Source organism: Jilunia laotingensis, assembly GCF_014385165.1.
In the GTDB taxonomy this organism is placed as follows: Bacteria; Bacteroidota; Bacteroidia; order Bacteroidales; family Bacteroidaceae; genus Bacteroides; species Bacteroides laotingensis.
Genome location: NZ_JACRTF010000001.1, coordinates 3,360,293 through 3,386,400, shown reverse-complemented (window position 1 = coordinate 3,386,400; position 26,108 = coordinate 3,360,293). Strand labels below are relative to the sequence as shown.

Below are 26,108 nucleotides of genomic sequence, written 5' to 3'. Positions count from 1 at the left end.
AAATTCAAACAAGCTCTAAAAAACGGCAACTACTATTTACAATTCACAAGAATACATCGAATAATCAAATCTATCAAAAGAGTGTTTATTTATTCGTTCCCAACCAAGTCCATTTATGCCAAATGCCTTCCAATGGACCTTGTTTATGCCGTGACAACCACCATTTGCAGAACTTTACTTGTAATAAAAATATAAGAATACCAATTAATAAACTAATTGTATATCCGCAATAAGGAGCAAGGGATAAACCGAAAGGAAAATAAATGAAAGCCCCTATAATTGACTGAGAAACATAGTTGGTAAGACTCATTTTGCCATAAAAGCGCAAATCGCTGACAGACTTGCTAAACGCTTTACGTTGGTAAAGCAAGACAAACGAAGCAACCAGAACCAAAGTAAAAGCTAACTTCTGCCACATATCAAATGCTGTACCCACCGACTGTTGCACGATTGTGTCACCTTCCATAACCAATTCTTTCAAAGTATATAAAGGGGCAAAAGTCAATGCAGAAATTATCAGAATCTTTATCCATAAACAAAAGTTCTTTTCAGATGCAACAAAAAGCTGTTTTCTACCGATATAAAAACCTAGAAGAAATAATCCGGCTGTTTGAAAGAATCGTCCGGCATTCACCGCCCAAAGCAAACTGGCTTTTTGACCTAAAGTAATATTACCTACAATAAAATCCCAAAAATTTCCGGCTTTTGTATAATCCGCCACTTCCGCATACATCTCACCTACTTTAAGATCCGGAAGCTGATGCAACGGATTTATCAAATTCGCAATATAATGATACCACTCTACAGGCTGCAACAGAAAGATGGCAGCGGTTAAAAATATCGCCTTGTCACTCCAGTTCCGAGTGAAAAATAAAATAATCCCTACCACAACAAACAATAATAACACATCCCCGGCAGGGAAGAAAGCAGCATTCACTGTAGCAAACCCTGCCAACAAGACCAAACGCCATAAGAAACGATACCCAAAGTCTTTCCCTTGTCTTCTCTGATTATTGCTCTGAATATAAAATGTAAATCCGAAAAGGAGTGCAAAAATCGCATATGCCTTTCCTGCAAATAAGGCAAAAACGATGCTAAACACCCCTTGATCGAGTACATTTAACCAATTCGGAAGGCTTGTTGGGTAAACCGGAAATATAAAATGCTCTAAGTTATGCACCAACAAAATAGCCATTACGGCAAAGCCCCTCAAGGCATCCACCACCTCAATTCGAGGATTTTTATTTGAAGATTGTTCCATGAATTATTTCTAAAATTGTGTATTAGCCCAGCCTGAAGCAGAATACCACTGCAAAGTCTTAAAATAGGCATTCCATTTTGTAAATGAACTATAAGGAATGTAACATCCAATACCTGAATATATTTCTTCATCAATATTCACCAATGGATAACCATCTACATATCCTTTAAAAACTACTGTTTTTCCTAACTGCTCTTCAAAAGAAGCAGGAATATTATCATCCGTAAGTTCTCTTATAAAAGCCCGAAAATCATAAGATGAACGATCCAACCCAGACCTCCCGAATCCATACTCATATTGAAAGGAGGTTAGCATAAATGGAGTAAATTTCTTCAAATTTTCTTGGTACTCAACGATAATGGAATGTGTCAAAGCAGCCAAAGCAGCTAACTCATCGGTTTTGACAACGGCAATCGTAGCCCATGGATAAGTCTGTTTCCGGTAATAGTCAATGTAGCCCTGAGCCGCCCGAATCAGATTTTGTTCTTTATCAGTAGGATTCAGAAGATATTTCACGATATCTTTATAAGGAAAGCCCTGACTCATCACTTCGGCAGGGGAAAGAATCAGATAATCTGCCACATCCCTCAGTTCATAAGCGACTTCTACTTGAGACATCAGACAAGCATCCATCAATATAAAATCGAAATGAATAGAAGTTTCGGATAATACACTTGCCAAGTCAGGAATATCAATTTCGTTACCATCATCATCACCAAATGAACGGGTACGGCTACGGTCAACGGGCAGCCATCCTGAAGCGTGTGAACCAAAAATCAATCCATAAGTCTCTGCCGGACATAATGTTTTCATATCCTTGAAGACCTTAAGCATCACTTCCGGAGAAACGGAATTCTGTTCATCATAAATCTGAACGACTTCCCTTTTACCTACCTCACCATCACTACCCACTTCATATTTAAACAATGTAGGTTGCGGAAATTCATTTTTGTAATGATCCCCACCGTCCCAATAAATAACAAATGTACCCGGTGAACCGACTTGCTTCAGCCCTTCCTCAACTGCTGCAATATTAGGATATATATCCTTGCTAATGCTATTATCGGCAACAAGATACATAAACACAGCTCTCGTAGCCTCTACTTTCTGCTCTTCCTCATCATCATGACAAGCTGTCAGAGACATAACAATTACACATAAAAACAGTGAAAACGCAATCAAATTCTTCATTGTCGGTTCTTTAGTTTGAGAGTGGCAAAGATAAAAAAATAAGAGACACAAACGAATGTATCTCTTAATATATTAATATCCGATATATATTAATTCCGAATTATTCTTCCGGCTTCGTAAACCTGAATTTATCCGAATCGATTTTCTGTAATCGGATCGACTTATTCCTTTTATATTTATCCAAGGTCTTAAGCATCTCTTTATCAATCTTTTTCTTATTGTTAGAAAAATAGATCATGCAAGTCTTATTAGGTTGATTCATATCATATTCCAGGAAATTCTTCAACTGGCTACTATATAATTCGCGTTTAGGAAGAAACCCATTCTTATCGAGATGAACGCTGTCCAATAATTGGATATCAGTATAATAGACTATCGTGTCGGTAAATGACGCTGCAATGCCAAAAGCATATACCGGCTTGTGAGAATTCTTTTTAAACGAAAAAGCGGAACACATGGTAAATACCAGTGTAATTGCAAATAGTATCTTTACGTATTTCATATTCTGTAACTTTTATGAGGGCAAAGGTAAGAAAAAAGTGCAAACATCCTCTATTTATCTTCAATAAATAGCATTTTCACACATATTATCCATGAGAAAGGTTTTATAAAAAAGCCGCATAAGTACATCCTTCACAGGAACAATGTAGCTTATACGACTTTTATTCTTTTTCAGAAATTGATATTTCTTACTTATCCCAAGTATGATTTGAGCAATTTACTACGATTACTTTGTCTTAATCTTCTGATTGCTTTTTCCTTAATCTGACGAACGCGCTCACGTGTGAGGCCAAACTTATCGCCGATTTCTTCTAATGTCATTTCCTGTTGTCCGATACCGAAAAACATCTGTATGATTTCTTTTTCCCTATCGGTTAACGTAGAAAGAGCTCTATCAATTTCCCTAGCAAGAGACTCATTAACCAGAGAACGGTCCGCCATAGGCGAATCATCATTTACCAGCACATCCAGCAAGCTGTTGTCTTCTCCTTCAACGAAAGGTGCGTCTACCGATATATGACGGCCGGACACTTTCAACGTATCGGAGATTTTATCAACCGGAATTTCCAACTCGTCAGCCAACTCTTCCGGAGAAGGACGGCGTTCGTTTTCCTGTTCGAACTTGGAGAAAGCTTTACTGATCTTATTCAGCGAGCCGACCTGATTCAAAGGAAGGCGAACGATACGTGACTGCTCTGCCAAAGCTTGCAGAATAGACTGACGAATCCACCATACAGCGTAACTGATAAATTTGAATCCACGTGTCTCATCAAACTTTTCGGCAGCCTTGATCAGTCCTAAATTGCCTTCGTTTATTAAATCTGGCAAACTCAAACCTTGGTTCTGGTACTGCTTGGCCACAGATACGACGAAACGTAGATTGGCACGTGTCAATTTTTCCAACGCCACACGGTCACCCTTACGAATACGCTGAGCGAGTTCTACCTCTTCTTCTACAGTGATGAGGTCTTCACGACCGATTTCCTGCAAATATTTATCAAGAGAAGCGCTCTCTCTGTTAGTGATACTTTTGGTAATCTTTAGTTGTCTCATTCTTATAAAACAGATTTGGAGTGCAAAGTTACAACAAATAATTTGTTAACTTACTATTTTAACGTAACTTTTTCACCATTATTATTAGTATACAAACAAAAAAGAATGCCGACTAGTTTGTTTGTCGGCATCCTTTTTCTTGTTCGTTAGCTAATATTACAATCTTCTTACCTATCTCTATGATCTATCATTCCTGAGTCAAATCGACAGCATAGTTTGCACGTTTACCGGAAGGGAACATACCACTGAGGAACAGCACCTGATCGGGAGATTTGGTTGCAGCTTTGAATACTTCTTCCAAATCACTCACTTTTTGAACTTGTTTGCCATTTGCTTTGAGGATAATGAACCCCTTACGGATACCGGCATCTTTCATCTTGCCGCCCGTTACACCCGTTACCTCTATACCATATCCAAGATTCAACTGTTTCTTAACATCAGCAGGCACTTCTCTGAAAGCCGCACCTAAAATTTCCATTCCGGCATTCTTTACAACTTTAGTCGTACCTTGTTCATTCTTCAACGTCACCTCTACACTCTTTTCTTTCTTATCACGAATCAGTTTAACCGATACTTTATCACCTGGACGATGTTTAGCAAGCGCTTCCTGTAAGTCAGCAAAATTCTGCACCTTCTTACCATCGATACCTATAATCACGTCATCCACTTTGATGTCCGCAGCGGAAGCAGAACCACCGTCTACGATTTCACGTACCCACACTCCATCGACTACACCAAACTCTTTGGCTTTATCACGAAGAGTCGTACCTGATTTATCAATCGGCTGTTGATCTTCCATGATATTTGTTCCGAGAGACGCTCCTGCAATACCTAACAACGCACGCTGCACCGTACCGTATTCTTTCAAATCTGCAATTACCTTGGTCATGATCGTAGTCGGAATAGCAAAGCCATATCCGGCATATGCTCCTGTCGGAGAAGAAAGTACGGAATTAATTCCGACAAGTTCTCCCTTTGCATTCACCAAAGCACCTCCACTGTTACCTTGATTGATAGCTGCATCCGTCTGAATAAAAGATTCGATACCACCGTTGTAAACGCCTAATGTACGTGCCTTTGCACTTACAATGCCTGCTGTCACAGTAGAATTGAGATTAAAAGGATTACCTACTGCCAAAACCCACTCACCTACTTTCAACGCATCGGAGTTTCCTACCGGAATAGTCGGCAAATCATCATCAGATTCTATTTTGATCAAAGCCAAGTCCGTACTAGGATCCGTACCGATGACACGGCCTTTAAATTCACGGTTATCATTCAATTTGACGGCAATTTCATCCGCTCCGTCGATCACGTGATTGTTGGTAACAATATATCCATCTTTTGAAATGATCACTCCTGAACCGAATCCGACACGTTCGGGTGTCTGCACTCTACGCTGGCCACCGCGTCCATCACCAAAAAAGAAATCAAATATATCAGGAGGCGACTGCACAGTCTGCGTCTTCGATGTTTGAGTTGATTTTATATGGACTACAGCATGAAGCGAGTTTTCTGCTGCCTGAGTCAAATCCACCGGTTGCGCATTGATTGCATCAAAAGCAGCCAATTTTACATTGGGGTTTTGTTGGAACATCTCATTGAACGAGGTCTGCTTATTGTCATCCCCCGATTGCATCATTTTGTAGGTAGTCAAACCTGCAACACCTGAACTCAGCAAAACGATAGCTCCCACTCCAAGAATGTTTTTTGTTGTCTGTTTCATACTATTCTTTATTATTCATTAAATTGTTAATATTCCGTTTTGTTTTAACTTTATGACGTTAAAATAACGACAAAAATCATTCACTTATTCCACTTGTCACTCTTTTTTGTCCACTTTTAACAGAGAATATTCACTGATTAACAGGGGTTAACGGCAGAACATGACAAATTTACATTCATTGCATGACATGGATATTAACATGTCAGAATCATATGCAAAATATATAGGTCGAATCTCAAGGCAGCAAACTGACACCTATTCCCGGCAGATCATTCAAAGTAATCTTTCCGTTCACAACTTCCATACCTTTAAACCGGTCATTGGAAATGAGCAGATTACCGTCCAAGTCCGCAAAATCAACCGCGGGTGAAAATTGAGCCGCTGCCGACACAGCACAAGAAGTCTCCGTCATGCAACCCACCATTACTTTCATTCCCAAGGCACGAGCCAATGTCACCATCTTCCAGGCTTCACGCATACCTGTACACTTCATCAGTTTGATATTAATGCCCGTAAAAGCACCGTGCAGATCAGCTACATCCCCCAAACGCTGCAATGACTCATCTGCAAATACCGGCAAAGGACTCTGCTGTGTCACCCAGGCGATATCATCCAATTGTTCTTTAGGCATCGGTTGCTCAATCATCACGATGTCTTTTTCTTTCAACCAATGAATCATATCGAGCGCATAATATTTATCCTTCCAACCCTGATTTGCATCAATGGCTATGGGAAGACTACTGACAGACCGGATCGTTTCAATCATTTCTTTGTCATTATCACGCCCCAGCTTGACCTTTAGTATATTAAACATGCCAGCCACCTCTTTTGTTTTCTCGCGCAACTTATCAGGAGTGTCTATCCCGATCGTGAAAGTGGTAGAAGGAGCATTCTCTTTATTCAAACCCCATAATTTACACCAAGGCGCTCCTAAAAGTTTGCCGGTCAAATCATGCAACGCAATATCAATCGCAGCTTTTGCAGCCGTATCCCCCTTGCTCAGACCATCTATATAGGAAAGGATATCCTCCAACCGGAAAGGATCATCAAATTGTTCCAGATCCACCTTCCGGAGAAAACTCATCACGGATTCCACCGTCTGCCCCAAATAAGGAGGCATGGAGGCTTCTCCGTAACCCGTCACTCCATCATATTCTATTTCTAACTGGACATCAGGAGTAGTGGTACGCGAATAAGTGGCCACAGTGAAAACATGCTTCAACTTCAGTTCATAGGGGAAAAATTTCAGCTTCATCTTTGGACTTTTACCGAGGCGATTGATTGAAAAACCAGTCGGGGGCGTTTTCCTGTCAGCCCATACGTTTCCTACGGTCAGCCCCGATCCGATGGCAGCCAATGTGGCAGTTTTGAGAAATTCTCTCCTGTTTTGCATGATTCTGATTAATTATAATACGGATTCGTGAGTGTAGTATTTAAATCTTTCTCTTTATTTATATAGGGCAAAAACCTTACGGCAAAAAGCAACCGGCCTGTATTAAAAGCATCGTACTCTTTATCTTCCGGATAAAAGCTGCTTATATGCACGTCGCCCAATGCATGAATGAATTTCTTGTTTCCGATGTATATCCCGACATGGGAAATACCCTCTTTTTTTTCCGCAGTAGCTTTACGTCCAAAGAATACAAGATCTCCCGGCTCTATATTACTGAAATCGGGGGCAATCTCGATATGCTCACCTATATACGCCTGTTGTGAAGCATCCCGTGGAATAATGATATCGTGCATGAAAAGAACCGTCCGTACCAATCCGCTGCAATCCACTCCTTTGGACGAGGTTCCTGCCCATAAATATGGGATTCCCATCATTGTAAAAGCCGTATGCACGATGCTTTCCGCATCTTGCTTGTTTTTCTCCCGCCATGCTTTTTCCGGCTTGGAAATGGATTTGGGGATATAAGCCTCTCTCCCATCAGGATAAGAGACTTTATAAAAATGCCCCTTGGTTCCCTCCCACTTCAAACGGTTGCCCGCCACTACATCCGAGACAACCTGGGAAGCCTCATCCGGTTTTTCATAAGTGAAACCATAATGTGATGTCACCACAATCTTCTCCGTGCGGTTCCATTCGTCATACCGGGCTTTTAGCATAGGGGTAATCACCATCCGGTGTACCCACCCCGTGTAATTATCCGGGGTTTGTATTTCGTACCAATCAGTGAACCGAAGTACTTTAACGGGCATCCCCAACAAAGCCTGCGTACTCATGCCGGAAGTAAATTTTCCCTCTTCGCGCATGTTACATACGGAAACATTGATTACTGCATAAGCCGAATCAGCAGAAATCGGCAGAATCTCCTGGGCTTTTAGCCCATACACTCCCAACCAGAGTAAAAAGATAAAAAAGATATTTTTTCTCATTAAATCACGTCTTTAGGATAGCAAAGATAAAGATTGCGCAAACAAAAAAGAAGAAGTTTGTGTTTAATTTTTAGCTTAAAAGAAATAAAAGACGTACTTTTGCGCACCTAAAGCAGTTGGCCGGCCTGTCGCGTGCGCTTCGGGTGCAGGAGGAAAGTCCGGGCAACACAGAGCATCCTACTTCCTAACAGAAAGCTGTCCGTGAGGGTAGAGTAACGTAGAAGAGAATAACCGCCGTTTTTTTTATTTGAAAACCGGTAAGGGTGAGAAGGTAGGGTAAGAGCCTACCAGCCACATGGCAACATGTCGGGCTGTACGTCTTAGGAGTTGTAAGGTCATGTATACCGGCGTTATGAGAGTTGCTCGCTCCATGTCGGAGGGTAGACCGCTAAAGTGGCATGGTGACATGTCGCTCAGATAAATGACAGGCACTTTATAGATTTGTCTATGAAGTAACAGAACCCGGCTTACAGGCCGACTGCTTTTTTTATAATTCATAATTTGTAATCGACCCCTATATGAAGCAGAAAATAACAAATATATGGAAATTCGTTACATATGACATTTGGCGCATCACGGAAGATGAAGTGACCCGCACGAAATTTTCCCTATATACCATCATCAAGACCATTTATCTCTGCGTCAACCGTTTCACCAAAGACCGTATTGTCAACAAAGCTTCCGCACTGACTTACAGCACCCTGCTTGCCATCGTCCCTATACTTGCCATCGTATTTGCCATCGCGCGGGGATTCGGTTTTTCCACATTGATGGAGAACCAGTTCCGAAGCGGATTCGGTGGGAATACGGCAACATCCGAGACAATCCTCCAATTCATAGACTCTTACCTATCGCAGACGAAAGGTGGTATTTTTATCGGTGTCGGTCTGGTCATGCTACTATGGACCGTGATTAACCTGATCAACAATATAGAGATCACTTTCAACCGGATCTGGCAAGTAAAGAAAGCCCGGAGCATGTATCGCAAAGTAACCGATTATTTTTCCATGCTTTTATTAATGCCGATATTGATCGTCATTTCAAGCGGTGTCTCCATTTTCATCAGCACCATGCTGAAACAGATGGCGGATTTTGTGCTTTTGGCTCCTATCATGAAATTCTTAATACGGATGATCCCGTATGTGCTTACGTGGATCATGTTTACCGGGCTATATATCTTTATGCCCAATACGAATGTGAAATTCAAGCACGCCCTCATTTCGGGAATTCTGGCGGGAACGGCTTACCAGGCTTTCCAATTCCTCTACATCAGCAGCCAGATGTGGGTATCGCGTTATAATGCCATCTATGGTAGTTTTGCCGCTCTACCGATGTTTTTGCTATGGTTACAGATTTCATGGACGATTTGCCTCTTCGGAGCAGAACTGACTTATGCCGGACAGAACTTGAGGAATTTCAGCTTTGACAAAGACACGCAAAATATAAGCCGTCGTTACCGGGACTTCATATCCATCCTCATCATGTCTCTTATCGCCAAACGCTTCGAGCATAATGAAGCACCTTATACTGCCGAACAACTATCCACGGAAAATCAAATACCGATCCGCCTGACTAACCAGGTGCTATACCAGCTTCAGGAAATTCACCTCATCCATGAGGTGGTTACCGATCAGAAAAGTGAAGATATAGCTTATCAACCGTCTATCGACATCAACCAACTGAATGTAGCACTGTTGCTCGAACGATTGGATACGTACGGTTCGGAGAATTTCAAGATCGACAAAGAAGAAGAGTTCAATGATGAATGGAGGATTCTGGTCGAATCAAGGGAAGAATATTACAAAAAAGCAAGCAAGGTATTGCTAAAGGACTTATAACAGGAAGCATCCTGTAGCAACACCTGTGCTTTTATCGATTCTTTTTTATTGAAAATTCAAACATGCTTTTAGCGTAGAACATCAGTATTGATTGTAGGAAATCACTTTGTTCTTTTCCTTACGGATCTTTTTCCGTTTCTCCTTAGCAGGATATCCTATGATGATGTCCAACAACAGACGTTTAGAATCGGGGATGCCCGTCAATCTTTTTATCTCTTTCTCATCGAGCCAACCCAGAATGCACGATCCTAGTCCTTCGCTTTCGGCAGCAAGCACAATATGCGCAGCCAGGATACCAATGTCAATCAACGGGAAATGTTTATTCTTCAGTTTGCCTCCCAACAAGGAAGTTATATTCGCTGATTCTTCTACTACTAAAATATGTACCGGTGCATCTTTGGCAAATTTATTCATGCCTAAGCCGGCAGCCGCCTTTCCTACTTTCTGCGCCAATTCTTGATCGGTAATTACGACCATTTTCCACGGTTGCGCGTTGCAGGCAGAGGGAGCTAAACGTCCGGTTTCCAATATCCGTTCCAGTTTTTCCGGTTCGACAGGACGCTCTTTGTCGTAAGTGCGATCACTCTGCCGCGACATTGCCAATTGCAAAAAGTCCATGGAAATTATGAATTATACGGTATCATCCGGCTAATATATTTGCCGATAATATCGAATTCGATGTTAACTACACTTCCCAACGCAAAGGTATGAAAGTTGGTATGTTCGTATGTATACGGAATGATGGCTACCTGGAAGGTATCATCCGTTGGGTTACAGACGGTCAAGCTGACACCATTTACGGTAACTGACCCTTTATCCACCGTTATGTATCCACGTTTCGCCATCTCTTTATCAAAAGCATATTTAAAAGTAAAATACCAGCTGCCATCCGCATCTTTGATATCGACGCAAGTGGCGGTCTGATCCACATGCCCTTGCACGATATGTCCGTCCAGACGGCCGTTCATCATCATGCTGCGTTCCACATTTACTTTGTCGCCCACTTTCAGCAAACCTAAGTTAGAACGTTCCAACGTCTCTTTCATGGCGGTCACCGTGTAAGTGTCATCGGTCAGGCTGACCACTGTCAGACAAACCCCATTATGCGAAATGCTTTGATCTATTTTCAGTTCACTGACAAATGAACACTTGAAAGTGAAATGAATATTCTCCTGATCTTTCACAAGTGCCACAAGGGTGGCATATTCTTCTACTATTCCGGAAAACATAAGTTTTACAATTTAATTATTTGCAACTTTTTATCGGGAGACAAACTTACGTAAAATCTCTGGAATAACCTCGAAAAACGGGAGAAATGAAGATAAATAACTTAATATCAATATTGTTACGATGCCAAAGATGACAAGCCGAAAAATGCTGAAAAAGCAAAGAAAAGTAGAATATAGCAGGAGGACGGTTTGCAAATCATGATAGTTATGTTGGCTATTGCACTGTATTTTGCAAAATATCCCGATTACAACCGTATCAACAACGACTTGAAGTACCGCTACATTAAGATGAAAGGTGAAGCTTCATCTGAACAGATTGAAGAACTTGAAGACATCTTAGAATTGAATCGTTATAACACCAAGATTAAACAAATGCTTCAAGATGTGGAAACCTATGAGAATGTAATCAAAAAACAAGCAGCTCTTGCAGAACAAGCCCGATTGAAAGAACAAGCTGCTAAAGAGTTGGGCAGCAAGGCAAAGTCCATTAAAGACAAGGCTATTACGGACAAACTTGAAAAGTGAATCTGTAAGAGCCAAAATGAGTTCAAATCAGATACAGATACATAATAGCCAAACTATGTGTAGTATTTATCTTGAATCAATACCTATCTTTTAAGAATTATCACTACCTTTGCATATACCATCAATTTATTGCCATTCTTTGAATTGTACAGATATGGAGCCAGAAAGAATAAATAGAATAAAAGTAGTATTGGTTGAACAAAACAGAACCGGGAATGGTTGGCAGAACAACTTCACAAGAATGAAGCGACCATTTCCCGTTGGTGTTCTAATACTTCTCAACCATCATTAGAAATGCTTGTAGAGATTGCGAGAGTATTGGATGTAGATGCGAGGAATTTAATTGTTACAACAAAATAATCATCTGTTGGAAATATGAAAGACTATATAAAAATTGGAATAGAGCAAAATCTCATATCTTTCAGTGAGGATATGTCTCGGATTATTTATGTATTTCAAAAGAAAGAACGCAATTATAATAATCCTGAAGAAGAAAGTACAGGCAGAAACATTTCTTCGACTAATATTGGATTATAATTATCCAGTAAAACGAATAAGGCAATTTGTTCCAGTGACAATGGGGCGAGAAATAAAAGAAGAAATATAGACTTATGAACGTAGAAAACAAAATAATACTCTACCAAGACGATAACGAAATAACTCGCATATCGGTACGCTTTGCTGATGAAGATTTGTGGCTGACACAAAATCAGTTGGCGGATATATATTGTACAACCAAACAGAATATCAGTCAGCATATAGATAATATATTAAACGATGGTGAGTTAGACCAAAATCGAACCGTAAAGGAATTCTTGACAGTTCGGCAAGAAGGAACACGACAGGTACAACGAAGTGTTATGCACTATAATCTTGATATGATTATTGCCTTAGGCTATCGTGTCCAATCGCAGATAGCGACTCGTTTCCGTCGCTGGGCTACACAACGGCTTCACGAATATATTCAGAAAGGATTTGCAATGGATGATGAACGGCTGAAGCAAGGAGGAAATCGTTATTTCCGGGAGCTATTACAGCGTATTAGAGATATTCGTAGCAGTGAACGCAACTTTTATCAACAGGTGACGGATATATATGCAACAGCGACAGACTATGATCCACGAGACGGGATGACAAAAATGTTTTTTGCCACCGTACAAAACAAGTTGCATTATGCCGTTCACGAAAATACTGCTGCCGAAATCATATACAATCGTGTGGATAATGAAAAGCCATTTGTAGGCATGACAAATTTTAAAGGCAACTATGTTACTAAAGACGATGTGAAAATAGCTAAGAACTATTTGTCTGAGATTGAACTCCAACGTTTGAATCTGCTTGTTTCTGGTTTCTTGGATTTTGCAGAGTTTCAAGCATTGGAAATGAATCCTATGACGATGAAAGACTGGATAGAGGCTTTAGATAATCAAATTATTGCTCATAAACGGAAAGTTTTGATTGGCAAGGGAAACATTTCGCACAAACAAGCGATTGAAAAAGCTGAAAAAGAGTTCGCTATCTATCGCAAACGTGAAATGGATTTATTGGAAAGTGATTTTGATAAGGAAATCAAGAAGTTGAAAGATAATAAATAACGTGTGTCGTATGGGGATGGACATAATTGTTTCATCAAAGTAACATTGGACAATCAGAATTTTTACTTACTTTTGTCATCAACTAATCATTCCACTTCAAATTGAAGCAAGATGAAGAAGATAGCACGTTACAAATCCATTACCTATTACCATAAAATGGATTGATAAATCTTTGAAAGATAGCGATATACTATTAAACAAAAGCATTATTTCTCAAATCGTTACCTCAAAATTGAGTTGTCTTCCCAATGTCCTTATTTTAAAGGAATAAAGGGATCATTCCAAACTTACGGAAAAATCTTCTATTTAGACGCCACTCTTAAAGAAATTATTGTTTTTGAACACGGATTTGCGATAAGAAATACCGTAGTTCCCATCCATTTTCCAATTCACAGGATGGACGAGCTTTATAACCTGTACCAAAAGTAGTGTTATAAACCTACTATAGCAATATGTGTTTGTGTAGTAATAGGTGGTGGTACCCCCTCCTCCTACTACTACACAAACACAATCTATATAGTAAGTTTAAAACACCATCCCCCAAAAACGGCAAAAGGAAGTATCAGTAAAAATAGGCCCCTACTCCCTAAGAATATATGTTATGACGCATAAGGTATATTCATACAGGACATTACATATATTGGTATTTTGTTTACAAAGTATTTATTTTAACCCCATGTCCGACTCGTATTATCTACATGAATAATCCACAGTACTATATTACATAAATGAATATTATTTTTCATTTTATGTAATATATTTATTTGCATAAAAGAAAATTTAAGTATATTTGCGCACCTATTTAATTCAGTAAAACAAGCATCAAAGTATAGACACATTAAAATAATAGAACAATGAGAAAAATGCGATTATTACTATCCATGTTAGCCTTCACTCTAGTAAGTTTAACCTCTTGCCAGAAGGAAGACGCACAATCCAACCCTGTCAAGGTCGAATTACTAAGCCCTTTTTGGAGTTTTCCAACTTCAAATGTTCCGCTTGGCACCCTATCCCAATCGGCTACAACGGATGACTTATCATTACCGGACGATTTGACCAAAGGATTTACCATCCGTTTTACCGCCCATCTGAAGCCTGTCGATCAGGAACAATGCATACTTGAGATTCCCCAAGTATTAAGCGTGCGCCTGCGGCAACAAGATCCGGAAGACCGGAGCATTCAAAATTATCCGGCTTACCCCATGCCGGACGGTTCCGTACCGGTTTTAGAAGCCAGCCTATCCTTACAATCGCCTCTGAACGCGGACGAGTTTCAAGACATGACGGTCGGTGTTCCACTCGCCCTATTGGATAATCCCGAAGGGGAACATAATATTACGCTGCAATTTTCGGGCATTCAATGGACACTCTATGTGGACAACCAACTGTTCGACAACGATTTCGCATTAGGCTATCCATTAGCCAGCCGAATGAAATCATGGAATATGAACCCCGACTACTTAAGTAGCGCAACGCTCTATTCACCGGCCATCGAGCCCGTAAGAATAGAAGCCCCTACCCCACAAACTTCTTCCAACATTCAATACTGGACACCTCCTTACCACAATGCTTGGGTAGGTGATGTAGTCACTTTCTTCCATGAAGGACGTTATCACATATTCTACTTATTCGACCGCAGAGGACATGCCAGCAAGTTCGGAAGAGGCGGTCACTACTTTGAACATCTTTCAACGACCGACTTTAAGACATGGACCGAACACGAAGCGGCAACTCCTCTGGAACACCAGTGGGAAACATTCGGAACGGGCACTCCTTTCCTTTTCAACGGCAAATTATGCATCAGCTATGGACTGCACACCACCCGCATCTACCCGAAAGAAAAAACAACCCTACCCATGCAATGGGATTATCTGGAAAAGAGCGGGCATACCGGTTCATTCAATTATGACACCATTCACAACTCCATACCGGCCGGCTCCACCTATTCTATAAGCGAGGACGGAGTTACTAATTTCAAAAAAACACATTTACTCTATCATCCTTGCGAAAACCCTTCCATCTATACTGACCCGAAGGGACACCTGAAAATGCTCGCGAATTATGGCGCACAGGGAACTTGGGCTTCCGACTCCGTAAGCGGTGGCTGGAAATGCCTGAATGAGAAATTCCCGCTGGGTGGCGATTGTACTTTCTTTTTCCGTTGGGGAGATTATGATTATATCATCGGTGGATTCACACGACTTTGGTCGAAACCAGCCGCCAAGCCGGAGTCTGCCTACCGGGACATAGTAGCCGAAGGAACGGATTTCTATAACGGCCTTTCCGTCCCTGCAATCACAGAGATTCCGGGAAACCGTTATCTGATGGCAGGATGGGTAAAGATGCAGAACTGGGGTGGTCCGTTAGTCATCCACGAATTGATACAATATCCGGACGGACGTATCGGAACGAAATGGATGGAAGAAATCACTCCGGCAACAGAACCGGCCACACAGCTGACTGCCGAACTATCGCAGACCAACACATTTGAAACTCCCGGAAATTCCTTCCTGTTGACGTTTGAAGTGTATCCGGAACAAGCCGAACAAGGAAGACTGGCTGTTTCCTTCTTACCGGAAAAGGGTGATAAGGAAGCATGTGAATGGCAGCTGCAACTGAATAAGGCACGTTCACAATTCGGAAATGCCTCGACCGATGGATACGCTCTTGATGAAAAGACGTTGAAAGAGGGAGGCGCTCCCCAGGCGGCAGGCAACTATGCCATAGAAGGCGGAATAGACACTAGCAAACATTTCATTGTCCGCATGTTGGTCAACGGATGCAATAAATTCGGTGGTTCTCTGATCGATGCCGAAATAGGCGGACAACGCACCCTTATAACGTACCGTCCGAACCTCACGGTCGACAAGTTACAATTCCGGATGAATGGTGTCACCATTAAAAACATTCAAATAGCTCCATTACGTAATTAATTCAAGTTTCACAAATACTCAACTTAAATAATTAAGTTTCCCTCAATCGGAATATCCGAAATCCCCATACGGTTCCTTTTGCCAATACTAAATGAACCCTATGGGGATTTCTATATCCTGATGATAAATCGAGTTTTGTACCGGATCGAACTGTTAAATGGAAAAAACGGAATTATTATTATCATATATGTCACATTACCTTCATACATGTAAAATATTAGAAGAAATTCACCCTTCAATGCACCTTTTATAGACTTAAATAAAGCGGATAAGACATAACACTCCTATTCCTTTTTTTCCTATTGAGAATATAAATTGACATAAGGAGCTAACGAAAGCATTTAAATATCATATATGTAAAATTATTCTTTTACTTATATTACAAATTCCATAACTTATTTATATAATATTTGTAATATTCATAGTACCTTCGCAGGCATACAACCACAGAATAAAGTGAAAGCATATTTATGTTTAACTTAGGTCTAATTTAATATCAATTTACATGAAAACAAAAAGAAAATCACTGTACAAGTATGTACTTGTCGCCGGCCTATGCAGTATATGGGTACCGGATGCATTGGCAACAATCCCCTCTGCGGCATCGCAAACAGTGCAGCAACAGGAACAACTCGTCAAAGGACAAGTAGTAGACAAATCCGGAGAACCCATCGTAGGGGCTACCGTTGTCGAGAAGCGTAACACAAGCAATGGAACCATCACCGACATGGATGGACATTTCTCAATCAAAGTCCCCGCCAACACGACATTAGTTTTCAGCTACATCGGATTCAAAAGTGCAGAGTACCCAACGGATGGCCTCAACGGAAAGACAATCGTACTGGAAGAAGACGCACTGAATCTGGACGAAGTAGTAGTGACAGGTTATACCTCGCAAAAGAAGGCAGACCTGACCGGTTCGGTTTCCGTAATAAAAGTCGACCAGCTCAAATCAGGCTCTTATGGCAACGCCATGAAGGCGGCACAGGGTAAAGTAGCCGGTATGTCGATTTCGGCAAACGGTTCACCGAACCCTAACGCGACCATCAGAATTCGCGGTGAGGGAACCCTGAACGTCAACGACCCACTCTACATCATCGATGGAGTGCCGACCACCCGTTCCATGTCCGAACTCGCCACCATGGATATCGAGTCCATACAGGTGTTGAAGGATGCCTCCTCAGCCTCTATTTATGGTTCACGCGCAGCCAATGGAGTTATCATCATTACCACCCGTAAAGGAAAGAAAGGAACCACTGTTGATTTCAACGCATCCTATACCCTCGTCAGCAGCAAGAAGCCTTATGAGCTGATGAACACCGAACAACGAGGTATCGCACAGTACTGGGCCATTAAGAACGACAATCCGGATGCCGATCCAAACGTAGTAGGTATCGGTGGACTGTACCAATACCAAGACCATAAGGACTCAAACGGCAACTATGTTCTGGACAAAGTGACCTGGAAAGAGTTTCTGGATGATGCCCACACCATGAGATCGGCCGATACGGACTGGCAGAAAGAGATTCTGAGAACCGGGCAGATTCAGCAATACGGATTGACATTGTCAACCGGAACAGATGCCGGCCGTGCCATTTTTTCAGTAGACTATTACGATAACAAAGGAACGATTGACGGCAGCTTCTACCAGCGTTTCAACGGACGTGTGAACTCAGACTTCAGTCTTCTGAACGGACGCTTGAAAATAGGCGAGAACTTCACAATCTCCAAATGGAGAGAGAGTGACAACATCGGTGACGGCAATCTCGCAGGATGTAAATCACTGATGTCTATCGTCCCCGTACACACCGTGGATGGTGAAGGTTGGGGCGGTCCCATCGGCGGCATGAGCGACCGTCAGAATCCGGCACGCCTGATTGCGGATAACAAACAGAATCACCACGACAACCTCCGCCTGTTCGGTAACGTATATGCAAGCATCGAATTCATGAAAGGACTTACTTTCCGCAGTTCTTTCGGTGTGGACGGTGTAGGTTCCTGGAAACGGACGATGGATTACAAATACAAATCCGGCTTCCTGAGTGAAGATAAGAATAAGGTGTATCAGGAATCCTATTTTGATTTGAGTTGCACCAACAGTAACGTGTTGCAATATGTATTTGATGCAAACAAGAGCAATTTCGACATCATGCTCGGTCAGGAAACCATCACGCATACTTATCAGCAGCATTGGGGCAGTCGTAGAAACATTGCTCTGGAAAACGATGACTACATGTGGCTCAGTGCCGGCGAGTCGGAAAAGGACAATGGAAGCGGAGCCGTAAAGAACGCAATGATTTCATGGTTCGGAAAAATCAACTACAACTATGACAGCCGCTACCTTGCTTCCGTGACTTTAAGAAGGGACGCTTCGTCCGTATTCGGTTCAAACAACCGGTGGGCTACCTTCCCTGCATTCTCTTTAGGATGGGTCATCAGCAACGAAAGTTTCTTTGAAAACCTGACTTCGGTGATCCCCCAGTTGAAATTGCGTTATGGTTGGGGACAGAACGGTAATTCAAGTATCGATGCTTACTCCTCCTATCAATTTTACGAATCCTTGTATGACAAAGGCAGCATTGACGACTGGAACTGGGGTACTGCGTATGACTTTACGGGACAAGGCGGTGCTTTGCCCTCCGGCTTCCGCCGCACACAGACCGGCAATCCCGACTTAAAATGGGAAACGACCTCACAGCACAATTTCGGTTTGGACTTCGCGCTGTTTAACAATAAGTTGAGCGGTTCGTTCGATTACTACCTGAAGTATACACGCGACATCCTGATGAAACCCGGTACGGTAGCCACCGTAGGTGAAGGAGGACAAAGATGGCTGAACGGTGCGGACATCGACAATAAAGGTTTTGAAATAACCCTGAACTATAACGACCAATTCGGTGACTTGGGATTGAACATCAGCGGTGTGTTCTCTCACAATGAACAAACGATTGTGAAGGTGCCGGACGATGTCATCAACAACTTTGCCGGAAACGGGAAAGACCAGAATATCATGGGCCGTCCCAAAAATTCCATGTTCGGATATGTAGCAACAGGATTGTTCCAATCCCAGGAAGAGGTAGATGCAGCCCCGACACAGACAGGTGCCGCTCCGGGACGTATCCGTTACAAAGACATCAATAAGGATGGCAAAATCAACGATGAAGACCGCACCTGGATCGGAGTAGAGAATCCGGCACTGGAATACGGTGTTACAGTGGGATTAACTTATAAAAATTTCGACTTCAGCATCTTCTTCAACGGAGTTGTGGGCAAGGACTTGAACGTAAGCGGCTGGAAGAGCTGGACAGATATCTATGCCCTGAGTACGAGCGGTGAGAATTATGGTGTACGCATGTTGGATGCTTGGACTCCCAACAATACAAGTTCTACCATTCCGGCACTCTCCATCAACAATTACAATGACGAAGGCCGTATGTCCACTTATTATGTAGAGAGCGGATCGTATATGAAGATCCGGAACATTGAGTTAGGTTACTCCCTGCCGGCAGCTTTCGCTAAGTCTATCAAGCTCCAGAAAGCTAGAATCGCTTTGAGAGCCGACAATGTAGCAACCTTCAAGAAAACGTGGGGCGATAATGCCTATACCGGACTCGACCCGGAAACACCCGGCAGCAGTTATCCGCTCCCCTTCTCCATGACCATGTCTTTAAACGTAACTTTTTAAATGAATCAACTGAAAAACAAGAAGTTTATGAAAGCACTAAACATTATAGGATGTAGCCTCTTTATGCTGTTAAGCGGCACATCTTGCACCTCATTACTGGATCAGAACCCGCAGGGTATCATTTCATCCGGAGACTTAAACTCTCCGGAAAGAGCAGAACAAATGGTGAATGCCGCCTACTCCTTTTGCGGTCAAAACCATTTCAACAAACAGTTCGGAATGCCTTATGAAGAAGGCTCCGTACGCGGTGGAGAAGCCTACAAGGGAGGTTCGGGAACAAACGACAATAGCGAACGGAACCTCTGGGAAACATTTACCTACATGCAACCTACGACAACGGGCGACCTAGACAACCTGTGGTGGGTACATTACGTCGGAGTAGGCCGGGTACACGATGCCATGAGAAGAATACAGGCACTGACCACCGATGAATATCCGCTGCGCGACCAGCGCCTTGCCGAGCTGCGTTTCCTGCGCGGACACATCTACATGTACATGAAGCTCTGTTTCAAGTTCTTCCCGTGGATTGACGAAAACACACCGACCGACATGTACGATAAAGTGAGCAATGATGAACTGACCGACCAAGAACTTTGGAACAAGCTGATCGATGACTTCCGTTGCGGTGTCAGCGATCTGCCCGAAAAACAGGATGAAGTGGGTCGTCCCACAAGATTCGCAGCCAAAGCTTATCTGGCAAAAGCCCTTTTGTTTGCAGCCTACGAACAGGACGAGAAGAACAACGTTGTCAATATCAACAAGGATAAGCTGACAGAAGTAGCCAGCCTGTGCAAGGACATCATCGATCATTCCGGCAAGCAACTGGTAACGGATTTTGCCGACAACTTCCTTTGCGAAACAGAGAACAACTCAGAATCCATCTGGGCCATCCAATACTCCGCCAACAATGACGAATCGCCCATCGGACGTAACAATTCCTGGTTGGTCTATCCGATCAACAACGAATACGGATGCTGCGGTTTCCTGCAACCGTCCGTAAATATGATGAACAGCTACAAAACAGTAAACGGTGTTCCCGACTTCGAGAATTTCAACAAAGGAGAAACACTCGATAACAAGGAAGCGTTCAGCAAGCTCCCTATGGACCCGCGCCTGATGCACACAGCTTGTGTGCCGGACATGCCATGGAAATACAACCCCGAATACATTATGGAAAAGAGCTGGGCACGTACTCCGGAAGTCTATGGCTACTCCATGAGCCAAAAACTATTGGTTCTGCCTACTTGCGACTGTTTCAGAAAGACCAATCCGTTCATGGGTAGCGGTTTGAACTGGGATGTCCTCCGCCTGGACGAGATCATGCTATGGCGTGCGGAGGCTCTGATCCAACTAAACGAAAACCTGAGTGAAGCATTAAGCCTGATCAACCAGATTCGTAACAGGGCAGCCACAAGTACCGACCGTTTGAAATTTGCCGACGGAACTCCGACCGGAAATTTCGATGTGAAGCCTTACATCCCGGGAGAAAACTGTCCCGCTTTGAGCCAAGAGTTCGCCATGCAGGCATTGCAATGGGAACGTCATCTGGAGTTCGCCACCGAAGGTAAATGGTTCTTCGACCTTGTACGCTGGGGCATTGCGGACAAATATATGAACGATTATTTCGCAGTAGAGAAAACAAGACGTTCGTACATGAAGGATGCCAAATTCACCAAAAACAGAGACGAGTATTTCCCGATTCCCCAAACCCAGATCAATTATGTGAAAGGTTTGTATAAACAGAATTACGGTTGGGAATAAGATCATTTAGGGAAGTCAACTCTCAATCAGAAATAGGTTAAAACGATGAATAAAACAGTATTTTCCGGTATTGCGATCTTGATGATTGTCTTCCTTTCTGCCTGCCGGCAGAAAGGAAGCAACACCGAAACGCAACCTTTACCTTCCTATCATTTCACAGCGGGAACCGGTTGGACAGGTGAACCTGCGGGACTGGTATATGCCGATGGAGATTATCATCTTTTTTATCAGCACAATCCCACTGACGACAAATACGGTAATATCCACTGGGGACATGCGATTAGTCGGGATCTGTTGCATTGGCAAATAATGCCGGTTGCCCTGTCTCCGGACAGTTCGGGCTATCTCAGATCCGGAAGCGTAGTAGCCGACACCCAAAACACATCGGGGCTAAGTACCGGAAAATCTGTTCCGTTTATCGCCTTTTATACCTATAACGACCCGGCACAGGAACAGGAGATCGCCTGTGCATACAGCACGGATAAAGGTGCTACATGGACTAAACTCCCTTCTTTCACACTATCGGACTGTAATGGGTTCGCCTTACGCAATCCGCACGTATCCTGGAATAATGAATATCAGCAGTGGCTCATGACAGTTTCCGTAGGACCTGCTATCCGTTTTTACACTTCGCCCGATTGCAAACAATGGACTTATAGAAGCGAATTCAAAGACATGACGGCAAGCGGCAACTGGGAAGGTTCGGATTTCTTCCCACTGAAAATAGAAGGAGAAGATACGACCAAATGGGTCTTATTAATAAACATGGAGAATGGCCCCGCAGGAGGCGCACCAGCCACCCGCTATTTCATAGGAGATTTCGACGGTACTTCTTTCCGCATCAGCCAGACCAAAGAACTATGGTTGGACTACGGTAAAGACCATTATGCATTCTCTACTTTCAACGGTCTCCCGGACAACCAACGAATCGGAATGGGATGGATGAACGATTGGGAATATGCCAACCTGCTGCCTGCCTCCGGTTGGTGCGACAACATGACACTGCCCCGCCGGATGAAGCTGGTTCGCGAAGGCACTCACTGCGTATTGGCAAACGCACCGCTGGAAGAACTGGAGAAATACCGCAAAGACTCCTACCCGATCGAATCCGGCAAACTGTCGGATGAAAAACGGATAAAAGGAAATTATCCCTATCCGGGCAAACCTGTCCTCCTTGAATTGAAATTCGACAACACAGACCACCGGGCTATATGGAGAGCCCGCAATTACGGAATCCGTCTGAAGACGAAATCCGGCAGAGAGTTATCAATAGGTTATCAAAATGAACTTAGTTATTATTATATCGACCGGAGCAACTGGACAACACAACACCCCATATATGGCTTTCAACAGTTGATGGGAGCCACCTATTATTCGGAAGCCGACACATCGGACTGGTCTATCCTGTTCGACCGTAACTCGGTAGAGCTGTTTGCTTCCGGTGGGAAAATCGCCATGACGGCACTGTGTTATCCGATGGAAGAGTTCTGCTCCTACGAATTGTTTGCCGATTCCGGCAGCGTCACCTTGCTGGAAGGCTCCATCAACGAACTAAAGAATATCAACCCATAAAATAATACAAAACTTATCACATGAAAAAGAATTTTATTGCAATAGCATTGACAGCAATCGGTTTTACAACCGCACAAGCACAATTCTCGGTGAAATACGATCCGGAGATTCAGCCGACAGGCAATATACAATACTTCACACCGGCTGGCGGGAATCAGTTCGTAGGAGATTGTATCCCCTTTTACAAAGACGGCACTTACTATTTATACTGGCTGCTCGATGAAGGGCATCACTCTGCGTTGGACGGTCTGGGCGGACACCAGTGGTGTGTCAGTACAAGTACCGACCTAAAAAACTGGAAACATCATCCCATTGCAATCGGCATCGATGAAGAATGGGAAAAGTCCATCTGCACCGGCTCTGTCGCTTTTGACGGCAAGCTATTCTATGCATTCTACGCTACCCGATTGATCAACGAGGACAATCAGGTCAACGAACAATTGAGTTATGCCATCAGCAAGGACGGCTTCACCTTCGAGAAACAAAAGCCGAATCCTTTCTATACATTCGCACCGGGTTACAGCAAACGCCACTTCCGTGACCCGAAAGTCGTTATCGACAAAGACGGTACCTTCCATTTGTTCGTCTCAAGTGAAGCGGACGATTATGTCATCAGCGAAGGCCGTGGCAGCCTGGTACACCTCACCTCCAAAGATTTAAAGGAGTGGTCTGTACAAAAGCCCCTCCTTACGGGTCAGCGCGATGTCCCCGAATGTCCGGATTACTTTAAATGGAATGACTGGTATTACCTGGTGTACGGACAAGGTGGCGACACTTATTACGTAAAATCGAGAAAGCCCTACGGCCCGTGGGAATATCCGGAATCACAAGCTTTGCTGGAGCAATGGGTAAATGTGGCAAAGACAGCAGAATTTAAAGGAAACCGACGTATCGTAGGCGGGTGGATACCAAGCAAGAACGAAAACAAAGACTACGGATACGAACGTTTTGGCGGAAGCATCGTGCTACGCGAAGCCTATCAAATGCCGAACGGAGACTTAGCTACAAAATTCCCTGCGGAAGTGCTGCCCGATACGAAGAGCCCTTTAAATTTCTCCTTGACAGGTGCGGAAAATGCCAAAAAGGTTTCCGACAAGGAAGTGTGCCTCACGGCTCCCGGAGCCATTGGCGGAGCATATATCAAAGACCTGCCTTATAGTTGCCGTGTCACCTTGGACATAGAACCGGTGGGAAACAACCACGAATATGGATTCTTCCTCCGTGCCAAAGACAAAGCGAACGATGGCTATAAACTCAGTTTTGATCCGAACAAACGCACCATACGCCTCGGAGAAGATACCTGGATCGAAGCAGTCAAAGACCTGGACAAGCCCATTCACCTGGATATTATCATGAAAGGAGATATCATAGACGTATGTATCGACAACCGCCGTTGCATTGTCAACCGTCTGCCGGAAAGGAAAGGGAACTACCTGTGGCTATATGCCAAGCAGGGAACGGTTCGTTTCAAAAACATACAGGTATACCCTCTATAATAAGAGTTATTCCCATTGCAAAGACACTGCAATTCGTTTGCAGTAGTGCTGCAATGACTTTGCAGTAGTGCTGCATTCCGTTTGCAGCAACGCTGTAATGCCTTTGCAGCAACACTGTAATGCCTTTGCAGTGACGCTGCATTATCAATGTAGCAATTCAGCACTTATCCTCCTAATATCCATTTCTGAAATACAACGATTATGAATAACGAAAACAAAATAAGTAAAATCATCCCCGTCATGTTAGCTTTCTTCACCATGGGGTTTGTCGACCTGGTGGGGATTGCGACCAATTATGTAAAACAAGACTTCAATCTGTCCGACACGGCAGCCAATTCCTTTTCGGTCATGGTATTCCTTTGGTTCCTTATCTTCTCCGTACCCACAGGGATATTGATGAATAAAATCGGACGAAAGAAGACCGTACTGTTAAGCATGGTAGTCACTTTTGCCGGACTTGCCATCCCCCTTTTCATATACGATGAGATCGCCATGTTCATCGTCTTCGCCTTTCTGGGAATCGGCAATACGTTGATGCAGGTCTCTTTGAATCCGTTACTGGCAAACATGGTAAACAAGCGCCGTCTGCCCAGTTATCTCACGTTGGGACAATTCGTCAAAGCGATAGCCTCCTTCGTCGCTCCATTGATAGCGGCACAGGCCGCCATCTACTACGGGAACTGGAAGCTGCTGTTTACCATCTTCATGGTAATTGACATCGTTGCCGTCATTTATCTGTTTATGACGGATATCGTCGAACCGGAGGAGAAAAACGAGTCCTCCTCCTTTAAAGAATGCTTCAGCTTGCTGGGCAATAGCGTCATCATCCTATTCTTCATCGGCATATTGGTACATGTCGGCATCGATGTCGGCATCAACATTACCGCCCCCCGACTGCTACAGGAAAGAGTAGGCATACCACTGGTAGAAGCGGGATATGCAACAAGCCTTTATTTCTTATTCCGTACCTTCGGCTGCTTGTCGGGCACGTTCATCATGGCACGATTTTCACCCATCCGTTTTTTCATGGTGAGTGTATTGTTTATCCTTGCCGGAATGACGGGGCTTTACTTCTGCCGGGAGACAGTAACGATTTACATCTGTGTAGCTCTGATAGGATTGGGAAATTCCAACGTATTCTCGATCATCTTCTCCAACGCATTGCTCTACATGCCGACGCGCAACAACGAAATCTCCGGCTTGATGATAATGGGCATCACAGGCGGGGCTATATTCCCCGTTTTGATGGGGGCGGCCTCAGATGCCATGGGAGGACAGATCGGAGCCGTTATGGTTTTAACCATTTGCGTGGTTTATTTGTTATTCCTAATGATAAAGATGAAGAAAATGGCATTGGAATAAT

The 26,108-nt window shown here is 43.2% G+C and carries 19 protein-coding genes, 1 other RNA gene and 1 pseudogene; 12 read left to right on the top strand and 9 right to left on the bottom strand.

What is annotated here, in order from left to right:
• Window positions 1-85: 85 nt before the first annotated feature.
• The 7 genes from H8744_RS12955 to H8744_RS12925 form a co-directional block, all read right to left on the bottom strand.
• Window positions 86-1,261, bottom strand: a complete 1,176-nt coding sequence (locus H8744_RS12955; RefSeq protein WP_262435235.1) for a DUF418 domain-containing protein — start codon at window positions 1,259-1,261, stop codon at window positions 86-88.
• Between the two features lie 9 nt (window positions 1,262-1,270).
• Window positions 1,271-2,452: a clostripain-related cysteine peptidase gene (locus H8744_RS12950; RefSeq protein ID WP_262435234.1), complete on the bottom strand. Its 1,182-nt coding sequence runs from the start codon at window positions 2,450-2,452 to the stop codon at window positions 1,271-1,273.
• A 100-nt stretch (window positions 2,453-2,552) separates the two neighbouring features.
• Window positions 2,553-2,954: a hypothetical protein gene (locus H8744_RS12945; RefSeq protein ID WP_262435233.1), complete on the bottom strand. Its 402-nt coding sequence runs from the start codon at window positions 2,952-2,954 to the stop codon at window positions 2,553-2,555.
• A gap of 191 nt (window positions 2,955-3,145) precedes the next feature.
• Entirely contained in the window at window positions 3,146-4,006 is an 861-nt protein-coding gene (locus H8744_RS12940; protein ID WP_002561589.1) for a sigma-70 family RNA polymerase sigma factor, read from the bottom strand.
• A gap of 187 nt (window positions 4,007-4,193) precedes the next feature.
• Window positions 4,194-5,732, bottom strand: coding sequence for a trypsin-like peptidase domain-containing protein (locus tag H8744_RS12935; protein ID WP_262435232.1), 1,539 nt, complete (start codon window positions 5,730-5,732; stop codon window positions 4,194-4,196).
• Window positions 5,733-5,967: 235 nt separating this feature from the next.
• Complete coding sequence (locus H8744_RS12930; RefSeq protein WP_262435231.1) at window positions 5,968-7,125, bottom strand: dipeptide epimerase; 1,158 nt, start codon at window positions 7,123-7,125, stop codon at window positions 5,968-5,970.
• 8 nt (window positions 7,126-7,133) lie between these two features.
• Window positions 7,134-8,111 (bottom strand): C40 family peptidase, encoded by a 978-nt coding sequence (locus H8744_RS12925; protein ID WP_262435230.1) that lies wholly within the window; start codon window positions 8,109-8,111, stop codon window positions 7,134-7,136.
• 112 nt (window positions 8,112-8,223) lie between these two features.
• Between H8744_RS12925 and rnpB the strand changes: the two genes are divergently transcribed.
• Together rnpB and H8744_RS12915 are read left to right on the top strand one after the other, a co-directional pair.
• An RNA gene (gene rnpB / locus H8744_RS12920) (RNase P RNA component class A) lies at window positions 8,224-8,597 on the top strand.
• A 32-nt stretch (window positions 8,598-8,629) separates the two neighbouring features.
• Window positions 8,630-9,949 (top strand): YihY/virulence factor BrkB family protein, encoded by a 1,320-nt coding sequence (locus H8744_RS12915; protein ID WP_262435229.1) that lies wholly within the window; start codon window positions 8,630-8,632, stop codon window positions 9,947-9,949.
• Between the two features lie 81 nt (window positions 9,950-10,030).
• On the opposite strand, the gene H8744_RS12910 is transcribed toward H8744_RS12915, so the two are convergent.
• Both H8744_RS12910 and H8744_RS12905 read right to left on the bottom strand, forming a co-directional pair.
• Window positions 10,031-10,567, bottom strand: coding sequence for a nitroreductase family protein (locus H8744_RS12910; protein WP_262435228.1), 537 nt, complete (start codon window positions 10,565-10,567; stop codon window positions 10,031-10,033).
• Between the two features lie 5 nt (window positions 10,568-10,572).
• Window positions 10,573-11,178 (bottom strand): riboflavin synthase, encoded by a 606-nt coding sequence (locus H8744_RS12905; protein ID WP_262435227.1) that lies wholly within the window; start codon window positions 11,176-11,178, stop codon window positions 10,573-10,575.
• A 207-nt stretch (window positions 11,179-11,385) separates the two neighbouring features.
• On the opposite strand from H8744_RS12905, the gene H8744_RS12900 reads away from it, so the two are divergent.
• From H8744_RS12900 to H8744_RS12860, 10 genes and pseudogenes are all read left to right on the top strand, one after another.
• Window positions 11,386-11,703, top strand: coding sequence for a hypothetical protein (locus H8744_RS12900; RefSeq protein WP_262435226.1), 318 nt, complete (start codon window positions 11,386-11,388; stop codon window positions 11,701-11,703).
• Window positions 11,704-11,857: 154 nt separating this feature from the next.
• Window positions 11,858-12,063: pseudogene (locus H8744_RS18915) on the top strand (helix-turn-helix transcriptional regulator).
• 15 nt (window positions 12,064-12,078) lie between these two features.
• Complete coding sequence (locus H8744_RS12895) at window positions 12,079-12,240, top strand: hypothetical protein (protein WP_262435225.1); 162 nt, start codon at window positions 12,079-12,081, stop codon at window positions 12,238-12,240.
• 74 nt (window positions 12,241-12,314) lie between these two features.
• Entirely contained in the window at window positions 12,315-13,298 is a 984-nt protein-coding gene (locus H8744_RS12890; RefSeq protein ID WP_262435224.1) for a virulence RhuM family protein, read from the top strand.
• A gap of 854 nt (window positions 13,299-14,152) precedes the next feature.
• Window positions 14,153-16,231, top strand: coding sequence for a glycoside hydrolase family protein (locus tag H8744_RS12885; protein ID WP_262435223.1), 2,079 nt, complete (start codon window positions 14,153-14,155; stop codon window positions 16,229-16,231).
• Window positions 16,232-16,736: 505 nt separating this feature from the next.
• Window positions 16,737-19,916 (top strand): SusC/RagA family TonB-linked outer membrane protein, encoded by a 3,180-nt coding sequence (locus tag H8744_RS12880; RefSeq protein WP_262435222.1) that lies wholly within the window; start codon window positions 16,737-16,739, stop codon window positions 19,914-19,916.
• A gap of 27 nt (window positions 19,917-19,943) precedes the next feature.
• On the top strand, window positions 19,944-21,677 hold the full coding sequence (locus tag H8744_RS12875) for a RagB/SusD family nutrient uptake outer membrane protein (protein ID WP_262435221.1): 1,734 nt from the start codon (window positions 19,944-19,946) through the stop codon (window positions 21,675-21,677).
• A 45-nt stretch (window positions 21,678-21,722) separates the two neighbouring features.
• Window positions 21,723-23,249, top strand: a complete 1,527-nt coding sequence (locus H8744_RS12870; protein WP_262435220.1) for a glycoside hydrolase family 32 protein — start codon at window positions 21,723-21,725, stop codon at window positions 23,247-23,249.
• 20 nt (window positions 23,250-23,269) lie between these two features.
• Window positions 23,270-24,745 carry a glycoside hydrolase family 32 protein gene (locus tag H8744_RS12865; protein WP_262435219.1) on the top strand — a complete coding sequence of 492 codons (1,476 nt, stop codon included), beginning with the start codon at window positions 23,270-23,272 and terminating at the stop codon, window positions 24,743-24,745.
• Window positions 24,746-24,946: 201 nt separating this feature from the next.
• Window positions 24,947-26,107: an MFS transporter gene (locus H8744_RS12860; protein ID WP_262435218.1), complete on the top strand. Its 1,161-nt coding sequence runs from the start codon at window positions 24,947-24,949 to the stop codon at window positions 26,105-26,107.
• The last annotated feature ends 1 nt before the right edge of the window (window position 26,108 follow it).

Coding starts and splice junctions, on each gene's coding strand:
- H8744_RS12955 (WP_262435235.1), bottom strand. CDS start 1,261: ATGGAACAATCTTCAAATAAAAATCCTCGAATTGAGGTGGTGGATGCC.
- H8744_RS12950 (WP_262435234.1), bottom strand. CDS start 2,452: ATGAAGAATTTGATTGCGTTTTCACTGTTTTTATGTGTAATTGTTATG.
- H8744_RS12945 (WP_262435233.1), bottom strand. CDS start 2,954: ATGAAATACGTAAAGATACTATTTGCAATTACACTGGTATTTACCATG.
- H8744_RS12940 (WP_002561589.1), bottom strand. CDS start 4,006: ATGAGACAACTAAAGATTACCAAAAGTATCACTAACAGAGAGAGCGCT.
- H8744_RS12935 (WP_262435232.1), bottom strand. CDS start 5,732: ATGAAACAGACAACAAAAAACATTCTTGGAGTGGGAGCTATCGTTTTG.
- H8744_RS12930 (WP_262435231.1), bottom strand. CDS start 7,125: ATGCAAAACAGGAGAGAATTTCTCAAAACTGCCACATTGGCTGCCATC.
- H8744_RS12925 (WP_262435230.1), bottom strand. CDS start 8,111: ATGAGAAAAAATATCTTTTTTATCTTTTTACTCTGGTTGGGAGTGTAT.
- H8744_RS12915 (WP_262435229.1), top strand. CDS start 8,630: ATGAAGCAGAAAATAACAAATATATGGAAATTCGTTACATATGACATT.
- H8744_RS12910 (WP_262435228.1), bottom strand. CDS start 10,567: ATGGACTTTTTGCAATTGGCAATGTCGCGGCAGAGTGATCGCACTTAC.
- H8744_RS12905 (WP_262435227.1), bottom strand. CDS start 11,178: ATGTTTTCCGGAATAGTAGAAGAATATGCCACCCTTGTGGCACTTGTG.
- H8744_RS12900 (WP_262435226.1), top strand. CDS start 11,386: ATGTTGGCTATTGCACTGTATTTTGCAAAATATCCCGATTACAACCGT.
- H8744_RS12895 (WP_262435225.1), top strand. CDS start 12,079: ATGAAAGACTATATAAAAATTGGAATAGAGCAAAATCTCATATCTTTC.
- H8744_RS12890 (WP_262435224.1), top strand. CDS start 12,315: ATGAACGTAGAAAACAAAATAATACTCTACCAAGACGATAACGAAATA.
- H8744_RS12885 (WP_262435223.1), top strand. CDS start 14,153: ATGAGAAAAATGCGATTATTACTATCCATGTTAGCCTTCACTCTAGTA.
- H8744_RS12880 (WP_262435222.1), top strand. CDS start 16,737: ATGAAAACAAAAAGAAAATCACTGTACAAGTATGTACTTGTCGCCGGC.
- H8744_RS12875 (WP_262435221.1), top strand. CDS start 19,944: ATGAAAGCACTAAACATTATAGGATGTAGCCTCTTTATGCTGTTAAGC.
- H8744_RS12870 (WP_262435220.1), top strand. CDS start 21,723: ATGAATAAAACAGTATTTTCCGGTATTGCGATCTTGATGATTGTCTTC.
- H8744_RS12865 (WP_262435219.1), top strand. CDS start 23,270: ATGAAAAAGAATTTTATTGCAATAGCATTGACAGCAATCGGTTTTACA.
- H8744_RS12860 (WP_262435218.1), top strand. CDS start 24,947: ATGAATAACGAAAACAAAATAAGTAAAATCATCCCCGTCATGTTAGCT.